Consider the following 18158-nt stretch of genomic DNA (forward strand, 5'->3'; position numbering starts at 1 on the left):
CGACCTTCGGGTTATGAGCCCGACGAGCTACCAGGCTGCTCCACCCCGCGTCCGTGGAAGCGCACTATACTCTGCTGACTTTTTGTTGCAACCCTTTTTCGTAAAAATCACCAAATTAGGTGTTGATTGTACGCTACTCCGACAGTTCGGCTGTTTTTTGCGCAAAATTTGCGTAAGGGGAGGTAATCGCATTTCAATACCCTTGCCGGTTTGTTATCTTCATTGCGCAGAATCGGGCAACTTAAAGACGAGATATAATGAAAGGACGTTGGGCGAAGTATCTGATGACGGGCGCGATGGTAGCTATTCTGGCTGCCTGTTCCTCCAAACCGACCGATCGCGGTCAGCAATATAAAGACGGGAAACTGACCCAGCCTTTCTCTTTAGTCAATCAACCTGACGCCGTGGGCGCGCCCATTAACGGTGGCGACTTCGCAGAGCAGGTGAGCCAGATCCGTACCGCCTCGCCGCGGCTGTATGGCTCACAGAACAGCGTCTATAACGCCGTGCAGGACTGGTTACGCGCCGGGGGCGATACCCGCACCATGCGCCAGTTCGGCATCGATGCCTGGCAGATGGAAGGCACCGATAACTACGGTAACGTCCAGTTTACCGGCTACTACACCCCGGTGGTGCAGGCACGCCATACCCCGCAGGGTGAGTTCAAATACCCTATTTACCGCATGCCGCCAAAACGTGGCCGCCTGCCTTCCCGCGCCGAGATCTATTCCGGTGCGCTGAGTGACAGCTACATCCTCGCCTACAGCAACTCGCTGATGGATAACTTCATCATGGACGTGCAGGGCAGCGGTTATATCGACTTTGGCGACGGCAGCCCGCTTAACTTCTTCAGCTATTCCGGTAAAAACGGCCATGCTTACCGCAGTATCGGTAAGGTGCTGATCGATCGCGGAGAAGTGAAACGCGAAGATATGTCGATGCAGGCGATCCGCGAGTGGGGCGAAAAGCACAGCGAATATGAAGTGCGTGAGCTGCTGGAGCAGAACCCATCATTTGTCTTCTTTAAGCCGCAAAACTTTGCCCCGGTGAAAGGCGCGAGCGCGGTACCGCTGATTGGCCGCGCGTCGGTGGCCTCAGACAGGACGGTGATCCCGCCGGGTACCACGCTGCTGGCAGAAGTGCCAACGCTGGATCACAACGGAAAATTCTCCGGGCAGTATGAACTACGTCTGATGGTGGCGCTGGACGTGGGCGGGGCCATCAAAGGCCAGCACTTCGACATCTATCAGGGGATTGGCCCCGATGCCGGGCACCGCGCAGGCTGGTATAACCATTACGGACGCGTGTGGGTGCTGAAGAGCGCAGCAGGCGCAGGCAACGTGTTTAGCGGCTGAGTGTGGTAATATTGACGCCATGTTTTCCGGGGTGAGGGGCAACTCTCACCCTTTTTACATCTGAGGTCCTATGTCTGTGGTAATGAGCGAAGCCTGGCGCCAGCGTTTTGGTGGCACCGCGCGTTTATATGGTGAAAAAGCCCTGCAACTGTTTGCCGATGCGCACGTCTGTGTGGTCGGGATTGGCGGCGTCGGCTCATGGGCGGCGGAAGCGCTGGCACGAACCGGGATCGGCGCCATTACGCTTATCGACATGGATGATGTCTGCGTTACCAACACTAACCGGCAGATTCACGCCCTGCGCGACAGCGTCGGGCTGGCAAAATCCGAGGTAATGGCGGAACGAATTCGCCAGATCAACCCGGAATGTCGCGTTACGGTGATCGATGATTTCGTGACGGCCGACAACGTCGCCCAGTACATGGGGGCCGGTTACAGCTACGTGATTGACGCCATCGATAGCGTGCGCCCGAAAGCGGCGCTGATCGCCTGGTGTCGTCGCAATAAAGTGCCGCTGGTGACCACCGGCGGAGCGGGCGGGCAGATCGATCCGACGCAGATCCAGGTGACCGACCTGGCGAAAACCATTCAGGATCCGCTGGCAGCCAAGCTGCGCGAGCGTCTGAAAAGCGATTTTGGGGTGGTGAAAAACAGTAAAGGCAAGCTGGGCATCGACTGCGTATTTTCCACGGAAGCGCTGGTCTACCCTCAGGCGGATGGTTCAGTCTGCGCCATGAAGAGCACGGCGGAAGGGCCAAAACGGATGGACTGTGCCTCCGGGTTTGGCGCGGCCACCATGGTGACCGCTACCTTTGGTTTTATCGCCGTGTCTCATGCCCTGAAAAAGATGATGGCGAAGGCGGAACGTCAGGCCTGACGCGCCGCCTCCAGCACCGCCTCACTCAGCGCAGCCAGCCCCTGGCTGCGCGAGGCGCTCAGCTGGCCGCGTAACCCCAGCTCATCAAACAACGCCAGCGGGCTCGTGCCGAGGATCTGCGCGGCGCTTTTCCCCTCTATGGTTGTCAGCAGCACGGCCAGCAATCCGCGCACGATCCGGCCTTCGCTATCGCCATAAAAGTGCAGCTTATCTCCGACGGGCGTGACCCCAAGCCAGACGCGGTTCTCACAGCCAGGGATCTCCTTCGCCTGTGCTTTCAGTTCGTCCGACAAGGCGGGCAGCTGTTTGCCCAGCAGGATCAGCTGGCGATATTTGTCTTCCCACTGGCTCAGCGGGGCGAAGGTCTGTTTTAACGTCTCTTCAGTGATGACGGTGCCGAACGGATGTCCGGCGAGGATTGGGCTTGTCATTCATCCACCAGTAAGGCAAGGGCGCGATCGACGGCGGCAACCAGCGCGTCGACATCGCTTTGGGTGTTATAGGGGGCAAACGAGACGCGCAGCGTGCCGTTGACGCCAAGCGCCGCCAGCAGCGGCTGGGCACAGTGCTGGCCCGCGCGCAGGGCAATGCCGTATCCCGCCAGCAGCGTCACCATATCGCTGTGATGCACCCCGGCAAAATCGAACGCCAGCAGGCTTGAATCCTGAACGCGGAAGGAGCGAAATCCGGGGCGTTTTTTCAGCGCTTCTTCGGCCAGCGTTGCCAGCCCACGGCTCCAGCTCTCTGCCTTCACCAGATCGATATCCGCCAGCCACTCCAGCGCCGCGCTCAGGCCAATCACCCCGGCGACGTTGGGCGTCCCGGCCTCCAGTCGATAAGGCACCGCCTGGGTTTTGAAGCCGTCGAAGCTCACTTCGGTGATCATCTTGCCGCCGCCAAGCCACGGGGTCATCTGTTCCAGCAGCGCCGCTTTGCCGTACAGCGCACCGATGCCGGTCGGGCCATATAGCTTATGTCCGGAGAAGGCATAGAAGTCGATATCCAGCTGCTGCACGTCCGCCGGGAAGTGCACCACCCCCTGCGCGCCATCGACCACTACCACCATGCCGCTGGCGTGGGCGAGCTGAATGGCGCGGGCAAGATCCGGACAGCCGCCGGTGACGTTGGACATCTGCCCCAGCGCGAGAATGCGGCTGCGCGGGGTGATAAATTCGGGCAGGCGGGCGACATCTGCTAACCGATCGGCACCCAGGGGTAACTTCACCACCCGCGCACCGGTCTGTTCCGCTACCATCAGCCACGGCACCAGATTGGCGTGATGCTCCGCCTCGCTGACGATGATCTCGTCGCCGGGCTGCAGGCGCGGGCGGGCGTAGCACTGCGCCACCATATTGATGGCTTCGGTGGTGCCCCGCGTCCAGACAATGTTTTTACCGCTTTCGGCATTGAGCAGCTTGGCGACCTGATCGCGGGCCGCTTCGTAGCGCGCGGTTAAACGTTGCGCCTCGGCATACTGGCTGCGATGCACATTGCCTGCGCTCAGGCTGTAAAACTGGTGCGTGGCTTCGATCACCGCCTGAGGCTTGAGGGCCGTCGCGGCGCTATCAAGATAGACACCGGCATCGGCCAGCGCCGGAAACTGTGCGCGAAAATGGACAGGGCTGAATGCGTTCATGGAATTCCTCTTTATCATGAATAGATCGTCGCGCAATTTCAGCGGCAGGGCAAGGAGGTTGATCTCTATCGGATTTGTCTGTTTATTCTGGCGTAACAGACGAAGCAGGTTATGCTGAAATAGTGTCAGGAAGATGTTTTAGCCTGTTCTGAAACATGGTTTAGATAGCATTAATTGCTAAAGGAGATAAAAGATGAAAAAGACTGTCGCAATTGTTTCTGCCTGTATGCTGACTTTCGCACTGAGCGCCTGTTCCGGTAATAACTACGTTATGCATACCAACGATGGCCGCTCTATCGTCTCGGAAGGTAAGCCGCAAACTGATAATGACACCGGCATGATCTCGTATAAGGATGCGAACGGGAACAAACAGCAGATCAACCGCAGTGATGTGAAAGAGATGGTTGAGCTGAATAAATAACGGAATTGCAGACAAAAAAAAGCACCGCAATTGGGCGGTGCTACATTAATCACTATGGACAGACAGGGTAAATGTACAGGAAGTGAAAAATTGGTAGCGTCGCTACCGAGGTCTGAATCGCAGACCAATTGCAAACACAACAACACAACATCACAACCGTAAGCCAAAAGCCCTTCAGAACACGCATTCCAAAAAAAGCTTTTCGTTCCGGCTCAGGAAGTGCCGCCACTATAGGTATTTGCTGGTAGTTCCTCAACGGACAATTTATAATGGCTCAGATAAAAAAAACTAATAGGTTAAACGTTGTTTCCTGTTTGTTAAAAGCCGTTAACATCTAAGCCAGATAACCATGTCCAAGCGATTACCACCCCTTAATGCATTACGTGTATTTGATGCCGCCGCCCGCCATTTGAGTTTCACGCGCGCGGCCGATGAGCTTTTTGTGACCCAGGCCGCAGTAAGTCATCAAATCAAGTCCCTTGAGGATTTTCTGGGCCTCAAGCTGTTCCGCCGCCGCAACCGATCCCTGCTTCTGACGGAAGAGGGACAGAGCTATTTTCAGGATATTAAAGAGATATTTTCTCAGCTGACCGAGGCGACGCGTAAGTTACAGGCGCGCAGTGCCAAAGGGGCGCTGACGGTCAGTTTATTGCCCAGTTTTGCCATTCAGTGGCTGGTGCCGCGACTCTCAAGCTTTAACTCAGCTTATCCGGGAATTGATGTCCGAATCCAGGCCGTCGACCGTCAGGAAGACAAGCTGGCAGACGACGTTGACGTGGCAATTTTCTATGGCCGCGGCAACTGGCCGGGCCTGCGTGTCGAAAAATTATACGCAGAGTATTTGCTGCCGGTCTGCTCGCCGTTACTCTTAACAGGCGAAAAGGCGCTTAAAGCGCCGGAAAATCTGGCGCAGCATACGCTTTTACATGATGCTTCTCGCCGCGACTGGCAAACTTATACCCGCCAGCTTGGTCTTAACCATATAAACGTGCAGCAGGGCCCCATCTTTAGCCACAGTGCGATGGTGTTACAGGCTGCCATTCACGGACAGGGCGTGGCGTTGGCTAACAACGTCATGGCACAGTCCGAAATTGAGGCCGGCCGCCTGGTCTGCCCCTTTAATGATGTTCTGGTCAGCAAGAACGCTTTTTATCTGGTTTGTCATGACAGTCAGGCAGAACTGGGTAAAATAGCCGCGTTTCGCCAGTGGATCCTGGCAAAGGCGGCCAACGAGCAAGAAAAATTCCGCTTTCGGTACGAGTAACACTTTCTTTTGCGCGCAGGACGCGCATAACTTCAGGACAGAAACATGACCAGCCGTTTTATGCTGATTTTTGCCGCGGTGAGTGGCTTTATTTTTGTTGCCCTGGGCGCCTTTGGCGCACATGTCTTACGCAAATCATTGGGTGTGGTGGAGATGGGCTGGATCCACACCGGTCTGGAATATCAGGCGTTTCATACCCTGGCGATCTTCGGATTAGCCGTGGCAATGCAGCGCCGTATCAGTATCTGGTTTTACTGGAGCAGCGTATTTATGGCGCTGGGTACCGTGCTTTTCAGCGGTAGCCTGTACTGCCTTGCGCTCTCGCATCTACGCCTGTGGGCGTTTGTTACCCCGGTCGGCGGCGTCAGCTTCCTGGTCGGGTGGGTATTAATGTTAATCGGTTCGTTCCGTCTGAAACGCAAGGGCGTTGTTCATGAATAAAGTTGTCTTATATTGTCGCCCGGGCTTTGAAAAAGAGTGTGCCGCGGAGATCACTGATAAAGCCGCGAAGCGCGAAGTGTTTGGTTTTGCCCGCGTGAAAGAGAATGCGGGCTATGTCATTTTTGAGTGCTATCAGGCTGATGACGCGGAAAAACTGGTTCGTGACCTGCCGTTCAGTTCGCTGATTTTTGCCCGCCAGATGTTTGTCGCGGGTGAACTGCTGAAAGATCTTCCGCCTGAAGATCGCATTACGCCGATTGTGGGTATGTTGCAGGGCGTGGTGGAGAAGGGTGGCGAGCTGCGCGTTGAAGTCGCCGACACCAACGAAAGCAAAGAGCTGATGAAGTTCTGCCGTAAGTTCACCGTGCCGCTGCGCGCGGCACTGCGTGAGGCGGGTGTGTTGACCAACTACGAGACCCCAAAACGTCCCGTGGTGCATATCTTCTTTATCGCTCCAGGCTGCTGTTATGCCGGTTATTCTTACACGACCAATAACTCACCGTTCTTTATGGGTATCCCGCGCCTGAAGTTCCCGGCTGATGCTCCAAGCCGTTCAACGCTGAAGCTTGAAGAGGCGTTTCACGTCTTTATTCCCGCTGATGAGTGGGACGAACGCCTGGCAAACGGCATGTACGCGGTCGATCTCGGTGCCTGTCCGGGCGGCTGGACCTATCAGCTGGTGAAACGCAACATGTGGGTTTCATCCGTCGACAACGGCCCGATGGCGCAAAGCCTGATGGACACCGGGCAGGTGACCTGGCTGCGTGAAGATGGTTTCCGCTATCGCCCGACCCGCAACAACATCTCGTGGATGGTGTGCGACATGGTAGAAAAACCAGCGAAAGTGGCGGCGTTGATGGCGTCCTGGCTGGTAAACGGCTGGTGTCGTGAGACCATTTTCAACCTCAAGCTGCCAATGAAAAAGCGCTATGAGGAGGTCTCGCAGAACCTGGCCTATATCCAGGCGCAGATGGACGAGCATGGTATTAACGTGGTTATCCAGGCGCGCCAGCTGTACCACGATCGCGAAGAAGTTACCGTGCATATCCGCCGCTGGTGGGCTGCGGTCGGTGGTCGTCGCGACGAAAGATAATTATCCCTCACCCTAACCCTCTCCCAAAGGGAGAGGGGATCCAGACCGTAGGCCCGGTAAGCACAGCGCCACCGGGCATGAACTCACACGCGATCTAACCGTAGCTGCTGCAAATTCCCGTCTAACTGTAAATCGGTCTGCAACCGCGCCACGTCCCGGCAGATAAACGCCATCTCTTTATGCGCCTCCAGCTTTTTGCGCCACTTCTCCGGCACCTCATCCAGCCGGGCGTAAATCCCCTCCAGATCCTGAAAATCGGTTAGCAGCTGGGCCGCGCTTTTCGGGCCAATCCCGGCTACGCCCGGCACTTTTGAGCTGCTGATCCCCGCCAGCCCCCAGTAATCCGGCAGCTGCTGAGGTGAGACGCCAAACTCGCTGGCGATAAAGGGGGCGTCGAGCCAGCGTTTCTGGAAATAGTCGCGAATGCGGATGGTGGGGGAGAGCAGCTGACAGTAGCCCTTGTCGGTCGAGACAATGGTGGCCTGGTGCCCGGCGCTGGCGACTTTTACCGCCAGCGTGGCGGCCAGATCGTCGGCTTCGTTGCCCTGGGCGCCCCAGCAGGGAACCCCGCGCTGTTCAAAGGCGGCGCGGATCGCGGGCATTTCGGCGTGCAGGTCGTCCGGCATGGGGGCGCGCCCGGCTTTATAATCCGGGAGGCGCTGATGTCGCCAGCCGCTGTTACGCGCTTCATCGTCAAACACCGCGACCACGTGGCTGGGCTGGCTGTGGCGAATAAGCTGCTCCAGCGCATGCAGGCAGGTATCCTTGCAGGGCGTGCCCTGAACCGCGTGGATGCGCCGGATAAGGTTCAGCGCGTCGACAATAAGCAAATGAACGGCCACAGATTTTCTCCCTTCTGTTCAGTCAGATAAGGGTAACACTGTCGGCGGGGGGAAACTACGAGTGGCGAGGCGTTCGGGAAGGAGCCTCGCAAAACAAGGCTCCTTTTTAGACTTAGTCGCAGGTGACAATCTTCATCGCCAGACCACCGCGGGAGGTTTCGCGGTATTTAGCGTTCATGTCTTTCCCGGTCTCGTACATGGTTTCGATCACTTTATCGAGGCAGACGCGCGGTTCGCTGGTACGACGCAGCGCCATACGCGCGGCGTTGACCGCCTTCACCGAGGCAATCGCGTTACGCTCGATGCACGGTACCTGAACCTGACCGGCCACCGGATCGCAGGTCAGTCCGAGGTTATGCTCCATGCCGATCTCTGCGGCAATGCAGACCTGCGTCGGGCTACCGCCCAGCAGCTCCGCCAGACCCGCCGCCGCCATCGAGCAGGCTACGCCCACTTCGCCCTGGCAGCCTACTTCCGCGCCGGAAATAGAGGCGTTCATCTTGTACAGCGAGCCAATGGCGCTGGTCACCAGCAGGTAGCGGGCCAGCGAGTTAGCATTCACTTCGCGAATGAACTTGTCGTAATAGGCCAGCACCGCCGGAACGATACCGCAGGCACCGTTGGTTGGCGCGGTGACCACGCGGCCACCCGCGGCGTTCTCTTCGTTTACCGCCAGCGCGAACATGTTGATCCAGTCCACCACCGCCATCGGGTCGCTGGTGGTTTTGTCGCTGCTAACCAGCATGCGGCGCAGGGCGGCAGCCCGACGCGGGACGCGCAGTTTACCCGGCAGTACGCCCTCGGTGGTGATCCCGCGTTCAATACCGCCGCGCATCACTTCCCAGACGTTAGTAAAGTGCTGTTCCAGCTCAGCTTTGCTGTGCAATGCCAGCTCGTTTTGCATCATCAGGCCGGAGAGTGACAGACCACTTTCCTGGCAATGGCGTTGCAGATCGGCCGCCGATTTGTACGGATAAGGCACCGCCACAGGGGCGCTGTCGCTCTGGCCGAAATGGTCTTCGTCGACGATAAAACCGCCGCCGATGGAGTAATAAGTTTGGCTGTAAATCACCTTGTCGCCTGCCAGCGCGGTGATGCGCATGCCGTTTTCGTGCAGCGACAGGTTGTCGGCATGGAAATTCATGCAGCGATCAACCGGGAATTCAACTTCATGTTCACCCTTCGCCAGCAGTAAGCGGCTGTGGGTGTTAACGTCCTGGATAAACCCCGGGATGGCGTCAATATCAACGCTATCCGGCAGGTTACCCGCCAGGCCCATAATAATGGCGATATCGGTATGGTGACCTTTGCCGGTCAGCGACAGGGAGCCGTAAACATCCACCACCACGCAGGTCGTGTCGCGCAGCATTCCGCGTGCAATAAGATCGTCCGTGAACTGTTTACCGGCTTTCATCGGCCCGACGGTGTGCGAGCTGGAAGGACCAATACCAATTTTGAAAATATCGAAAACGCTAATCATGATGCGTCCGTTGCTTTACGTCTGGGAGAAGAGTGCGCCGTCCGAAGACGGCGCGGGAGGAATTAAGCGAACAGCGAGAAGAAGATAGCGGAGATAGCAATCAGACCCATAATCACAACGAAGACGTTGCTGATATGGCCGCTGTATTTACGCATCGCTGGCACTTTCTGAATCGCGTACATCGGCATCAGGAACAGGATCATCGCGATAATCGGGCCGCCCAGGGTTTCAATCATCCCGAGGATGCTTGGGTTCAGGGTGGCAACCGCCCAGGTGGTCAGCAGCATGAACAGCGCAGTGATTTTGTTCAGCTTGTTGATTTCAATGCTCTTGCCTTTACCGCGCAGAGATTTAATCACCATGCCGTTAAAGCCTTCACGTGCACCCAGGTAGTGGCCGAGGAAGGACTTGGTAATCGCGATAATGGCGATGATAGGTGCCATCCAGGCAATAACCGGTGCGTTAAAGTGGTTCGCCAGGTAAGAGAGAATCGAGATGTTCTGTGCTTTTGCTGCTGCCAGATCCGCCGGAGCGAGGCTCAGTACGCAGCTGAAGACGAAGAACATCACGGTGATAACCATCATCACGTGAGCGCGAGCCAGGATGCTGGAACACTTCTTCTCGGCACCCTGACCGTACTCTTCACGCTTCGCTACCGCGAAGGAGGAGATGATCGGAGAGTGGTTGAAGGAGAAGACCATCACCGGAATGGCCAGCCACAGGGTCATCCACAGGCCATTACCGGTCGCGGAGGCGCTGCTCAGGGACAGGGTTTCCAGCGCGGCGCCGTTCCACTGTGGGATCAGGTAGCAGGCCAGCACCATCAGAGCGATAACGAACGGGAACACCAGCACGCTCATCGCCTTCACAATCATCTGCTCACCGAAGCGCACGATGGTCATCATGCCGACGATCAGGATCAGCGACAGAATGGCGCGTGGCGGCGGAGTCATGCCCAGCTGGTGGCTCATGAAGCTTTCCACGGTGTTGGTGATAGCCACGCTATAAACCAACAGGATTGGGTAGATGGCAAAGAAGTAGAGCAGGGTAATCAGTTTACCTGCGCCAATACCGAAATGCTCTTCAACCACTTCGGTGATGTCTTCGCCTGGGTTTTTACCAGAGAGCACAAAACGGGTCAGGCCGCGGTGAGCAAAGTAGGTCATCGGGAAGGCGATGATCGCCATGATGATCAGCGGAATTAAGCCGCCCACACCTGCGTTAATAGGAAGGAAAAGAACACCAGCGCCGATTGCTGTGCCGTAAAGGCCAAGCATCCACATGGTATCTGTTTTACGCCATCCACTTCGGGTTTCAAGCGAAGCAACGGTGCTGGTTTGAGTGGTTTCCATTGTGTCTCCAGGAAGTAGCTAATGTCAGGTTTCTGGTCAAATTCGATGCAAAAAGGGCTAACTGTAATATGAAATTCGCTCAGCGACGGTTTTTATATAATTTTTCTCCGTAACTATCGGCGGGCGGAAAGATACATTTTAGTAATGGATCTATCAGTGATCTCGATCTCAAATGCGATAATCCACTCATGATGTGGGTATATTTAGACCATTTGTCTGCTAAGAAAACGTCACGACGAATTTCTGGGCGCGAAGGCTACCATTAACGATATGGGGCGAGATAGCTCCCCCCGTAAGATAGGAGGCATACGCTGTAAAAGCGTCGGTTTAGAGGATTTTTTCGTGCTTTATGGGGTTTGTGGCTAATAAACCACGCTCTGATAAACAACGTAATCGTTTGCGTTGTGTTATGAAATAGCAAAAAGATAAGGAATAGTGATATTGCAATCGAGGCCATGTCGCTGAAGGCAATAAAAAAGCCGGGAGGCGAAGGGCCATTCCCGGCAGGAGAGAGCGCCCGGCATGCATGCCGGGCAGAGCGTTACGCTGAAATCTCGTAACAGGGGATATAGGCAGAGCCGGGAAGCTTCATACGGTGCTGGGCGACGAAGCCCTGCAGCAGATCGTCCATGCGGCGCATCATTTCGCGGTCGCCATGAATTTTATACGGACCAAACTCTTCAATGGCCTGGATACCCACCTCTTTCACGTTACCGGCAACGATACCCGAGAAGGCGCGACGCAGATCGGCGGCCAGCACTTCAACCGGCTGATCGGGATAGAGTTTCAGATTGGCCATGTTTTCGTGCGACGGTTCAAACGGGATCTGCAGATCCGGTGTAATGCGGATCGACCAGTTAAAGCTGTAGGCATCTCCGGTATCGCGGCGGTTCTCTTTCACCAGCGGCATGGCCTTTTTCATCAGGCGCGCGACCTCTGCGGCATCGTCGATGATGATGCGATAGTGACGGCGCGCCGCCTCGCCCAGGGTATGCACGATGAACTCATCCAGCACGCGGAAGTAGTCTGCGCTCTCTTTCGGGCCGGTCAGGATCAACGGCAGGACCTGATCCTGGTTGGCTGGATGCATCAGAATACCCAGCAGATAGAGCAGCTCTTCTGCCGTCCCCACGCCGCCCGGGAAGATGATAATGCCGTGCGCGATACGGACAAACGCCTCAAGACGTTTCTCAATATCCGGCATGATGATCAGTTCGTTGACCAGCGGATTCGGCGGCTCAGCGGCAATGATCGATGGCTCGGTCATACCAATGAAACGGCCCTCTTTGTAGCGCTGCTGGGCATGACCCACCGCAGCGCCCTTCATTGGCGCTTCCATCGCGCCCGGGCCACAGCCGGTGCAGATGTTCAGCTCGCGCAGCCCCAGCTGGGTGCCCACGCGACGGGCATAGAGGTATTCGGTTTCGTTAATGGAGTGACCGCCCCAGCACACCACCATGCTTGGGGCTTCGCCCACGTGCAGGGCGCGGGCGTTACGCAGAATAGAGAACACCAGGTTGGTAATATGGGCCGAGCTTTCCAGGTTCAGATGCTGAAAACGCCCGGCGTTACTGATCTGACCGTTCACAAACAGGATGTCGCGCAGCACGGCAAACAGGTTGGCCTGCAGCGCGCGAATGATACGCCCGTCAACAAAGGCATCTTCCGGCGGGTTAATCAGCTCCAGCTTCACGCCACGCTCGCGGCGCAGAACGTTAATATCAAAGCTTTCAAAGCGGGACAGCAGCTCTTTGCTGTTGTCGGTGAGGCTACCGGAGTTCAGAACGGCAAGTGAACAGTTGCGAAACAGTTGATAAAGATCGCTGCTGGCCGTGCTCTTGAGCATGTCCACTTCCAGCTGCGACAACATGTCCATTGAGCCAAGCGGGCTAATATGTGTAATCAAGTGAGCTCCTTACGGGACGTTTATCGTCTTTCCCTGTTGATTACAATAGCCCTGGCTTATGACCTTTCACAACCTTAAGCGCGGAACCTGGCACGCATATTGTGAATTTATTTATCTTACTGGCGGACTAAACGACCGATTGCCGGAACGAAATCGCTATTGCTGCGCCACGGATTGATATCCAGTCCGCCGCGGCGGGTATAGCGGGCGTAGACGCTCAGCGTCTCTGGCTGGCAGAAGTGCAGAATGTCGTTAAAGATACGCTCCACGCACTGCTCATGGAACTCATTGTGGTTACGGAAGGAGACCAGGTAGCGCAGCAGCTTCTCGCGATCGATTTTTGCGCCGCGATACTGGATCTGGACCGAACCCCAGTCAGGCTGATGGGTGATCAGGCAGTTGGATTTCAGCAGGTGGCTGACCAGCGTCTCCTCTACCACGTTGCCGCTGGCGGCATTTTCCAGCCAGGCGGTATCAAACTGGTAGTTGTCGATCTCAATGTCCTGTTCGTCAATGCAGGTGCCGTGGAAGTGGGCGATCGGCTGACCTTCCAGCTCGTCAATGCGGTAGAGAGCCACGGTCACTTTCCCCTGCGCGCAGGCGCTTAAGTCGCGTTCCAGCGTGCGCTGCACCGCTTCCCAGCTGTCAAAGCGGGTCTGGTTGAAGCTGTTGAGGTAGAGCTTAAAGCTTTTGGACTCCACCAGGTTGACGCTGGTGTAATCCAGCTCAACGTGACCCACCGCCACCTGGGGTAAACCGCGGGCATTCAGCCACGACAGCTCATACAGCGTCCAGATATCGCCACCGTGGAAGGGCAGGTTATCAGCTTTCAGCCCCAGCGGATCGCGGTTGAGACTGCGCGGCACGCCCTGTAACAGGCTGGCGTCGTAGATATCGCGGTAGGCGGTGCTTTTGCCCAGCGTTAAGCCCGATAAGGCATCATGATTTTCGTAAGACATGTTTCGTTGTCACTTTAAAGGTAAACTATGCGGCTGAGTGTATCCTGGCTTATATGAAGAGAGAAACCGGTGGATAAAGAGACTGCTGCTGCCTTAACCGCGTTTACGGCGCGTTACTGTGACGCCTGGCATGAACAGAAAGGGTCATGGCCTCAAAGTGAGGCGCTGTATGGCGTCCCGTCGCCCTGTATTATCACCTCTTCCGGGGATACCGTGACCTGGCAGCCCCAGCCGTTTACCGCCGATCAGAATGTAAAGGCCATTGAACGCGCAATGGACATTGTGGTACAACCTGCGGTCCACGCGTTCTATACCACACAGTTTGCCGGGGATATGTGCGCTCGCTTTGATAACGAGATGCTGACTCTGCTGCAGACCTGGAGTGAAGACGATCTGCTGCGCGTGCAGGAGAACCTGATTGGGCACCTGGTCACCCAGAAGCGCCTGAAGTTATCGCCAACGCTGTTTATCGCCACGCTCGACAGTGAAATGGATATTATTTCTGTCTGCAACCTCACGGGGAACGTGGTAAAAGAGACGTTAGGTACCCAGAAACGCCAGTTCCTCTCCGTTTCCCTTACGGATTTCCTCAAGCATCTACATCCTGTCGTGTAATCCTGAATACTACTGCGCCTGTGAGAGATCTCTTACAAAGATTGTAAGAGATCGCCGTAATAATCTGTACGCTCAACATATTATGCTTACCAATAATTCATTGCTAATCAGTGTATTGAAGGCATAACCGTTAGTAATATGATGTAACATCTGTTTAATTTGGCTTACAGGGTGCCTTGTAAGACGAAGCGGAATAGAGGATCCTATGTCTGTCGACAGGAAGCCGACACGAGAAACGAACATCAGGATGATGGCGTTTCTTACTCAGGACACGTCAGGAAGGCGTTACAGGGAAGGCTTCAGGACGAAGCAAAAGGATGACGCAGGATGCGTGAAGGACACCTCCAGGAAGGAGAACGAGAGCCGGTACGGATGTCCGGTGGGTCAGGAAGGCCAGGACGTTTCAGGATGAAACAGCCACATCAGGATGATGTGCGCAGGATGCAGCGGTCGAGGGATGACCAGACTTTCGGGTCAGAGGAAAAGTTGTCACGGATGAGCAGGGAGCACCAAAAGTAGCTGGATTGCTGCGAAACGAACCGGGAGCACTGTTTTTACAGTGCTCCCTTTTTTTATTTCTGCGTGGTCTTTGCTATGCTGCCCGCCGTTCAGATTTTCAGTTGAGGTTTTCATGACGCATCACGACCACGTGCGCGCGCAGCTGCACGCCATCGAAGCTTTATTGCGCGATCATCAACTGTGGCAGGAGACGGCGCCGCAGCCTGACGCGTTTGAGAGCACGCAACCTTTCTGCATGGATACCCTGGAGCCGTTTGAGTGGCTGCAATGGGTACTCATTCCCCGCATGCATGCCCTGGTTGAGGGCGGACATCCGCTGCCGCAAAACTTTGCCGTTGCCCCCTATTATGAAATGGCCCTGGATGCGGCCCATCCGTCACGCGAGGCGGTGCTGGCGGCATTGCTGGCGCTGGACGCGCTGTTTGGCGACGACGCATGATTGAGATCCTTTATCAGGATGAGTGGCTGGTGGCGGTCAATAAACCCTCCGGCTGGCTGGTGCACCGGAGCTGGCTCGATCGCGATGAAAAAGTGGTGGTGATGCAGACGGTGCGCGACCAGATTGGTCAGCACGTTTTTACTGTCCACCGTCTCGACCGTCCCACCTCCGGCGTGCTGCTGATGGGGCTCTCCAGCGAGGCCGGACGCCGCCTGTCGCAGCAGTTCGAGCAGCATCAGATCCAGAAACGCTACCACGCGATTGTCCGGGGCTGGCTGACCGAGGCCGCGACGCTCGATTATCCGCTGGTCGAAGAGCTGGATAAAATCGCCGATAAATTTGCCCGGGACGACAAAGAGCCGCAGCCTGCGGTGACGGACTATCGCGGCATGGCGACCACCGAAATGCCCGTCGCCACTGGTAAGTTCCCGACCACGCGCTACAGCCTGGTCGAGCTGGAACCGAAAACCGGACGCAAACATCAGCTGCGTCGTCATCTTTCGCATCTGCGCCATCCGATTATCGGCGACAGCAAGCACGGCGATCTGAAACAGAACCGCAGCGCCGCCGAACACTTTGGCTGCAACCGTCTGATGCTGCACGCCAGCCAGCTGAATCTTGTCCATCCCTTTACCGGTGAGCCGCTGACCCTCCGCGCAGGCCTCGATCCGGTGTGGATGCAGGCGCTGTCACACTTTGGCTGGTGCGGGCAACTCCCCGAAAATGAAAGGGTTGAGTTTGATCCCGCCAACGTTCAGGATGAACGTTAATTGCATTCACTGAGGGAGTAAACCATGGCTGTAGTCGGAATTTTTGTCGGTACGATGTACGGCAATTCGCTGCTGGTGGCCGAAGAAGCCGAAGCAATTCTTGCGGGGCAGGGCCATAAAGCCACGGTCTATGAAGATCCCGAGCTGGCCGACTGGGAAAAATATCAGGGCCAGTATGCGCTGGTGGTGACCTCGACAACCGGGCAGGGCGATCTGCCGGACAGCATCGTACCGCTGTTCCGGGGCATTAAAGACAAGCTGGGTTATCAGCCGGAGATGCGCTACGGCATCATCGCGCTGGGGGACAGCACCTACGCCAATTTCTGCGGTGGCGGCAAGCAGTTCGACGCCCTGTTGCAGGAGCAAAGCGCGCAACGCGTGGGTGAGATGCTGATGATCGATGCCTCTGAACACCCCGAGCCGGAAAGCGAATCCAATCCCTGGGTTGAACACTGGGGCACGCTTCTCAGCTAAATATTGCCCCTCCCGGCTGCGGGAGGGCATTTCATCGCGTCAAGCGACCTGATTCACACTCTTCTCTTTCTCTTCTGCAGTTTTCTCACTCAGCCACGTTTCCGTGAACTACCTTCCATTGAGTTAGGCTTATGCCATAAACAACCTCAAACCCTCCCGCCAATGTTGTGTTGTTGCACGGTGAGAGCGGCCTGGATCCTTTCTTATACTTTTTCCGCCAGTTAATAAAAATGCAGTCAGTAAGGCAAAAGACCTCAACGTTTGAACTGCAAAAAACACATACACGTCATTCTGATTACCCTACCGGTTGTGCTGTTCAGAATGAACGTAGCGATAAAAGCTATGATTCAGGAGTGCAAGAATGAGTACATTAAGCCAGGCGGCGAGCAGCGCTGAAAAGCGCACCAACGCTCGCTATTGGATAGTGGTGATGCTGTTTATCGTCACATCCTTTAACTATGGCGACCGCGCCACGCTGTCGATTGCCGGTTCGGAAATGGCAAAAGATATCGGTCTGGATCCGGTCGGTATGGGTTACGTTTTCTCCGCATTTTCATGGGCCTATGTTATCGGCCAAATCCCTGGCGGTTGGCTGCTCGACCGTTTCGGCTCAAAACGCGTTTATTTCTGGTCCATCTTTATCTGGTCCATGTTTACCCTGTTACAGGGTTTTGTTGATGTCTTTAACGGCTTTGGCATTATTATCGCGCTCTTCACCCTGCGCTTCCTCGTCGGGCTGGCAGAGGCGCCCTCCTTCCCGGGTAACAGCCGCATAGTGGCAGCCTGGTTCCCGGCGCAGGAGAGGGGAACGGCGGTGTCCATTTTTAACTCCGCGCAATACTTCGCGACCGTGATCTTCGCGCCGATCATGGGCTGGCTGACCCACGAGGTGGGCTGGTCGCACGTGTTCTTCTTTATGGGCGGTCTGGGCATCGTGATCAGCTTTGTCTGGCTGAAAGTGATCCATGAGCCGAACCAGCATCCGGGCGTGAACCAGAAAGAACTGGATTACATCGCCGCGGGCGGCGCGCTGATCAACATGGATCAGGCGAAAAGCAAAGAGAAAGTGCCGTTCAGCCACAAGTGGGGCCAGATTAAACAGCTGGTGGGTTCCCGTATGATGGTGGGGATCTACCTCGGTCAGTACTGCATCAACGCCTTAACCTACTTCTTTATCACCTGGTTCCCGGTCTATCTGGTGCAGGCACGCGGCATGTCGATCCTGAAAGCCGGGTTTGTGGCCTCGGTTCCGGCGATCTGCGGCTTTGTCGGCGGCGTGCTGGGTGGGGTGATCTCCGACTGGCTGATGCGTCGTACCGGTTCACTGAATATCGCCCGTAAAACGCCAATCGTGCTGGGTATGCTGCTCTCCATGTCGATGGTGGTGTGTAACTATGTTGACGCCGAGTGGATGATTATCGGCTTCATGGCGATGGCCTTCTTCGGTAAAGGTATCGGGGCGCTGGGCTGGGCGGTGATGGCGGATACCGCGCCGAAAGAGATCAGCGGCCTGAGCGGCGGTCTGTTCAATATGTTCGGTAACATCTCCGGGATCGTCACCCCGATTGCCATCGGTTATATCGTCGGTACCACCGGGTCATTCAACGGGGCGCTGATCTACGTAGGTGTGCACGCCCTGGTGGCGGTACTGAGCTACCTGGTGCTGGTGGGTGATATCAAACGTATCGAACTGAAACCTGTCGCGGAGCGTTGAT

18 protein-coding genes are annotated in these 18158 nt (G+C 56.0%); 11 read left to right on the plus strand and 7 right to left on the minus strand.

Translation table 11 applies throughout. From position 1 onward, the window contains the following. The first annotated feature begins 257 nt into the window (after positions 1–257). Together mltA and tcdA are read left to right on the plus strand one after the other, a co-directional pair. The gene (gene mltA, locus V7Q49_RS19155; RefSeq protein WP_333854419.1) at positions 258–1355 is read left to right on the plus strand and encodes a murein transglycosylase A; all 1098 of its coding nucleotides are present in this window, start codon (positions 258–260) and stop codon (positions 1353–1355) included. A 70-nt stretch (positions 1356–1425) separates the two neighbouring features. After that, the gene (gene tcdA / locus V7Q49_RS19160; RefSeq protein WP_166183801.1) at positions 1426–2232 is read left to right on the plus strand and encodes a tRNA cyclic N6-threonylcarbamoyladenosine(37) synthase TcdA; all 807 of its coding nucleotides are present in this window, start codon (positions 1426–1428) and stop codon (positions 2230–2232) included. On the opposite strand, the gene csdE is transcribed toward tcdA, so the two are convergent. Beyond that, positions 2223–2663: a cysteine desulfurase sulfur acceptor subunit CsdE gene (csdE, locus tag V7Q49_RS19165; RefSeq protein ID WP_333854421.1), complete on the minus strand. Its 441-nt coding sequence runs from the start codon at positions 2661–2663 to the stop codon at positions 2223–2225. The genes tcdA and csdE overlap by 10 nt on opposite strands. Continuing rightward, entirely contained in the window at positions 2660–3868 is a 1209-nt protein-coding gene (csdA, locus tag V7Q49_RS19170; RefSeq protein WP_333854423.1) for a cysteine desulfurase CsdA, read from the minus strand. Before csdA ends, csdE begins: the two co-directional genes overlap by 4 nt. Positions 3869–4061: 193 nt before the next feature. On the opposite strand from csdA, the gene V7Q49_RS19175 reads away from it, so the two are divergent. From V7Q49_RS19175 to rlmM, 4 genes are all read left to right on the plus strand, one after another. Further along, positions 4062–4289 (plus strand): YgdI/YgdR family lipoprotein, encoded by a 228-nt coding sequence (locus V7Q49_RS19175; RefSeq protein WP_333854425.1) that lies wholly within the window; start codon positions 4062–4064, stop codon positions 4287–4289. A gap of 349 nt (positions 4290–4638) precedes the next feature. After that, positions 4639–5553, plus strand: coding sequence for a glycine cleavage system transcriptional regulator GcvA (gene gcvA, locus V7Q49_RS19180; RefSeq protein WP_039029917.1), 915 nt, complete (start codon positions 4639–4641; stop codon positions 5551–5553). 45 nt (positions 5554–5598) lie between these two features. After that, positions 5599–5994, plus strand: coding sequence for a DUF423 domain-containing protein (locus V7Q49_RS19185; RefSeq protein ID WP_039029918.1), 396 nt, complete (start codon positions 5599–5601; stop codon positions 5992–5994). Continuing rightward, positions 5987–7087, plus strand: coding sequence for a 23S rRNA (cytidine(2498)-2'-O)-methyltransferase RlmM (gene rlmM / locus V7Q49_RS19190; protein WP_333854428.1), 1101 nt, complete (start codon positions 5987–5989; stop codon positions 7085–7087). The genes V7Q49_RS19185 and rlmM overlap by 8 nt, the downstream gene beginning before the upstream one ends. Positions 7088–7170: 83 nt before the next feature. On the opposite strand, the gene xni is transcribed toward rlmM, so the two are convergent. The 5 genes from xni to queF all read right to left on the minus strand — a co-directional run bounded on the left by xni (position 7171) and on the right by queF (position 13626). Further along, on the minus strand, positions 7171–7929 hold the full coding sequence (xni, locus tag V7Q49_RS19195) for a flap endonuclease Xni (RefSeq protein WP_333854430.1): 759 nt from the start codon (positions 7927–7929) through the stop codon (positions 7171–7173). Positions 7930–8041: 112 nt separating this feature from the next. After that, a complete protein-coding gene (locus tag V7Q49_RS19200; protein ID WP_333854432.1) occupies positions 8042–9409 on the minus strand; it encodes an L-serine ammonia-lyase in 1368 nt (455 codons plus the stop codon). Positions 9410–9471: 62 nt separating this feature from the next. Then, positions 9472–10761, minus strand: a complete 1290-nt coding sequence (locus V7Q49_RS19205; RefSeq protein ID WP_333854434.1) for an HAAAP family serine/threonine permease — start codon at positions 10759–10761, stop codon at positions 9472–9474. Between the two features lie 541 nt (positions 10762–11302). Continuing rightward, complete coding sequence (gene ppnN / locus V7Q49_RS19210; protein WP_333854436.1) at positions 11303–12667, minus strand: nucleotide 5'-monophosphate nucleosidase PpnN; 1365 nt, start codon at positions 12665–12667, stop codon at positions 11303–11305. A 116-nt stretch (positions 12668–12783) separates the two neighbouring features. Next, positions 12784–13626 (minus strand): NADPH-dependent 7-cyano-7-deazaguanine reductase QueF, encoded by an 843-nt coding sequence (queF, locus tag V7Q49_RS19215; protein WP_333854439.1) that lies wholly within the window; start codon positions 13624–13626, stop codon positions 12784–12786. Positions 13627–13695: 69 nt separating this feature from the next. Here queF and syd point away from each other — a divergent pair, with 69 nt between their 5' ends. The 5 genes from syd (at position 13696) to V7Q49_RS19240 (ending at position 18157) form a co-directional block, all read left to right on the plus strand. Continuing rightward, complete coding sequence (gene syd, locus V7Q49_RS19220) at positions 13696–14241, plus strand: SecY-interacting protein (protein ID WP_333854441.1); 546 nt, start codon at positions 13696–13698, stop codon at positions 14239–14241. 631 nt (positions 14242–14872) lie between these two features. Continuing rightward, complete coding sequence (locus V7Q49_RS19225) at positions 14873–15199, plus strand: YqcC family protein (RefSeq protein ID WP_333854444.1); 327 nt, start codon at positions 14873–14875, stop codon at positions 15197–15199. After that, entirely contained in the window at positions 15196–15969 is a 774-nt protein-coding gene (gene truC, locus V7Q49_RS19230) for a tRNA pseudouridine(65) synthase TruC (RefSeq protein WP_333854446.1), read from the plus strand. The genes V7Q49_RS19225 and truC overlap by 4 nt, the downstream gene beginning before the upstream one ends. Positions 15970–15993: 24 nt before the next feature. Next, positions 15994–16443 carry a flavodoxin gene (locus tag V7Q49_RS19235; RefSeq protein WP_333854448.1) on the plus strand — a complete coding sequence of 150 codons (450 nt, stop codon included), beginning with the start codon at positions 15994–15996 and terminating at the stop codon, positions 16441–16443. A gap of 361 nt (positions 16444–16804) precedes the next feature. Beyond that, a complete protein-coding gene (locus V7Q49_RS19240) occupies positions 16805–18157 on the plus strand; it encodes an MFS transporter (protein WP_333854451.1) in 1353 nt (450 codons plus the stop codon). Position 18158: the final 1 nt, after the last annotated feature.

The organism is Leclercia sp. (assembly GCF_036780805.1).
Classification (GTDB): Bacteria; Pseudomonadota; Gammaproteobacteria; order Enterobacterales; family Enterobacteriaceae; genus Enterobacter.

Excerpts from the sequence above, each read along its gene's own strand:
- mltA (WP_333854419.1), top strand. The coding sequence starts at position 258 with ATGAAAGGACGTTGGGCGAAGTATCTGATGACGGGCGCGATGGTAGCT.
- tcdA (WP_166183801.1), top strand. The coding sequence starts at position 1,426 with ATGTCTGTGGTAATGAGCGAAGCCTGGCGCCAGCGTTTTGGTGGCACC.
- csdE (WP_333854421.1), bottom strand. The coding sequence starts at position 2,663 with ATGACAAGCCCAATCCTCGCCGGACATCCGTTCGGCACCGTCATCACT.
- csdA (WP_333854423.1), bottom strand. The coding sequence starts at position 3,868 with ATGAACGCATTCAGCCCTGTCCATTTTCGCGCACAGTTTCCGGCGCTG.
- V7Q49_RS19175 (WP_333854425.1), top strand. The coding sequence starts at position 4,062 with ATGAAAAAGACTGTCGCAATTGTTTCTGCCTGTATGCTGACTTTCGCA.
- gcvA (WP_039029917.1), top strand. The coding sequence starts at position 4,639 with ATGTCCAAGCGATTACCACCCCTTAATGCATTACGTGTATTTGATGCC.
- V7Q49_RS19185 (WP_039029918.1), top strand. The coding sequence starts at position 5,599 with ATGACCAGCCGTTTTATGCTGATTTTTGCCGCGGTGAGTGGCTTTATT.
- rlmM (WP_333854428.1), top strand. The coding sequence starts at position 5,987 with ATGAATAAAGTTGTCTTATATTGTCGCCCGGGCTTTGAAAAAGAGTGT.
- V7Q49_RS19200 (WP_333854432.1), bottom strand. The coding sequence starts at position 9,409 with ATGATTAGCGTTTTCGATATTTTCAAAATTGGTATTGGTCCTTCCAGC.
- V7Q49_RS19205 (WP_333854434.1), bottom strand. The coding sequence starts at position 10,761 with ATGGAAACCACTCAAACCAGCACCGTTGCTTCGCTTGAAACCCGAAGT.
- queF (WP_333854439.1), bottom strand. The coding sequence starts at position 13,626 with ATGTCTTACGAAAATCATGATGCCTTATCGGGCTTAACGCTGGGCAAA.
- V7Q49_RS19225 (WP_333854444.1), top strand. The coding sequence starts at position 14,873 with ATGACGCATCACGACCACGTGCGCGCGCAGCTGCACGCCATCGAAGCT.
- truC (WP_333854446.1), top strand. The coding sequence starts at position 15,196 with ATGATTGAGATCCTTTATCAGGATGAGTGGCTGGTGGCGGTCAATAAA.
- V7Q49_RS19235 (WP_333854448.1), top strand. The coding sequence starts at position 15,994 with ATGGCTGTAGTCGGAATTTTTGTCGGTACGATGTACGGCAATTCGCTG.
- V7Q49_RS19240 (WP_333854451.1), top strand. The coding sequence starts at position 16,805 with ATGAGTACATTAAGCCAGGCGGCGAGCAGCGCTGAAAAGCGCACCAAC.